Source organism: Novosphingobium sp. AP12, assembly GCF_000281975.1.
Taxonomy (GTDB): Bacteria; Pseudomonadota; Alphaproteobacteria; order Sphingomonadales; family Sphingomonadaceae; genus Novosphingobium.
The window spans coordinates 1-2,229 of the sequence record NZ_AKKE01000144.1 but is presented as its reverse complement, the minus strand read 5'-3'; the positions used below and the strand labels follow the sequence as shown (position 1 = coordinate 2,229).

3 protein-coding genes are annotated in these 2,229 nt (G+C 62.9%); all 3 read right to left on the bottom strand.

Going from position 1 to position 2,229, the window contains the following annotated elements; all coding sequences use genetic code 11:
- On the bottom strand, positions 1-428 hold a 428-nt coding region (locus PMI02_RS26565; RefSeq protein ID WP_007686516.1), incomplete at its 3' end, for a YqcI/YcgG family protein.
- A complete protein-coding gene (locus PMI02_RS27345; protein ID WP_007686514.1) occupies positions 418-738 on the bottom strand; it encodes a hypothetical protein in 321 nt (106 codons plus the stop codon). The genes PMI02_RS27345 and PMI02_RS26565, both read right to left, overlap by 11 nt.
- Positions 739-964: 226 nt before the next feature.
- On the bottom strand, positions 965-2,161 hold the full coding sequence (locus PMI02_RS20585) for a tyrosine-type recombinase/integrase (protein ID WP_007686513.1): 1,197 nt from the start codon (positions 2,159-2,161) through the stop codon (positions 965-967).
- Positions 2,162-2,229: the final 68 nt, after the last annotated feature.

Below are 2,229 nucleotides of genomic sequence, written 5' to 3'. Positions count from 1 at the left end.
GCAGGCCGCGATGCATTGGGATGGAGGCCTACAACGAAAAATGCGCTACCGCCGAAACTCAATGAAAAATGAGGGTCCTCGGGGTTAGGACTGACCGAATCATCATATGGTTGCCCAAGCCAAGCGTCCTTGTCTGCAAACGACTGGATGCGCTCCCACATGGCGGCTTCGAAAGCCGGTTCGTCTAGGTCGTGCGGTCCTTCGAACACGACCGCAAGACTGCGCAGGCCTTCCCGCTCCTGCTGATACTCCTTGCTCCAAGCCAGGAGTTCGCGATGAATGACCACATCATTCCACGAGCTCGTCAGATCGCGAGCGGCGACGATCTTCAGGGATCCCTTTGCCAGCGCTGACTTGGCTCCGACACACGGAAAATTGGGCTCGCGAATTCGTGCGCGAAACTCGCCTTCGAGAGCATCACCTTGCATTGTTGGTCCCCATCACACGGCTAACCTCGGCGACAAATCCCATGGCGGCCAAGACTTTGACTAGGTTCTTGGCGTCCGTTCGAACCCGTTCCTGCCAGTCAGGATGATCAAGATAGCCCAGCGCGGAACGTTGGAACGATCTGGCGCTAAGCGTCGCCTGCAGAAACAGTTCGGGCGGTATTGCGTTCAAGTTCCTGGGCTGTCGCAGTCTTTTCTCGGGCACACTTGGCGTGATCAGTTCGCTGGACAGCGCACTTCCTTCGACGGCCAGATTTTCGGCCTCCGGCTGGACCTTTCCTGCAGCACGCACTTATCGTCTCCCTTGCCGCGTGTCTTCACGCTCGCCTCGAAGTGGGAATGTGTGATCGGTCAGGAAGTTGCGAAAAACGCTCTGCAAAACGGATTAACCCAGAGCAATTTCGCCAGCTGCGGCAAAGTTATAGCATGCATTTCAATAACTTATGATTGGTTGAAGAAACCGGCGTCACAACAGACAAGGCAGCTGCGGAAATCGTCCGATCATAACAGCTCGGCATTTACCCCAGTTTCTTCATAAGCCTTCCCGCCGCCCCATGCTCAGCTGCCAGGTTCCGATTATACGCGAGCGGCATGCGTGGGCTTTTCCAGCGCAAAGCATCCATGATCCCGGCGAGGTCCTCGCCGCTGGCGAACAGGTCCTGGTTCAGCCCGACCCGCGTGGAATGGCCGCTGACCCGCTTCAGCAAATGCTCGAGGTCGTCCTTCGTCAGATCCGGCAAAGCGCCCTGGTCGAAAGCCCGCCGAATGATCGCCCGCCAGATCGGCCCGATCGAGCCCGGATGCAAAGCGACCTCGCCAAAGCTGTATTCGGTGCGGGCCGGGACCGCGGGCTTGGGCAAGGTTTTGCGCAGGTCCCACACCTCCCGCCCCGATATCGTCGCCAAGTCACGCCCGGGCACCCGAGCCCGCGCCTTGTAGCGCCGCACGATCACCCGGCGGAATAACGGCCCGGTGGCGATGCTGGCCGCCGCGGCCCACGCTTCTACCGCGCGCACGGTCCTCGGGCTGAGGAATGCAGTGGCCCCCTCCCCTTCGCTGTCGCCCTTGCTGCGCGCGATGGCCAGCAGCCGCGCGTCGGGATCGGTGGCCGGTATCATGTCTTCCACCGTAACCGCGACCAGTTCGCTGGCGCGCAGACCCGTGTCGTAAGCCAGACTGAGCAACGCGCGGTCGCGCAGGCCCATGGGATCGGTGCCGCAGCTCTCGAGCAGCGCGCGCAGGTTAAGCCCCCGCGCCGGGTCGCGCTCGATGTCCGAAACGGGCCCCTTGAAGCGCAGCGGCGCCGCCTGGAGCTGGGCCACGCCTTTGTCGCGCCGGATCGCCGCCAGGGGCAGCTTGACCAGCGGCGCCGTGGTCGGATCAACGAGACCAAGCAACTGGTGCAGCCGAGCGATCGAGGCCTTGTAACGCGCCAGTGAGGCAGGCCTGGCCCCCTGCCCCGCTCGCGCACCGAGATAATCGGTCACGTCCTGCGCCGTTGCCGGCAGCGTGATCCGGCGGTGCTGCCGGCACCACAGATCAAAGGCCGACCAGTCGGACCGCAGGGCGGCGAGCGTGTGCTTTGACGATGCCGCCTGGAACGCCGCGATCAAGCCGCTGTCCACGGTTACCGGCGCCGAGGTCCGCAGCGTGGTGATCATAGCCACGAGGTCCGTGGCGTGACGGGAGGCGGCCGGGAGGCTCAGATCGTCCATGGCGTCCTTTCCATCTGGTGCCTTCCGCTCGGGTCACCGGCGTCTTCGCGGCCGATTGTGCAAGTAGG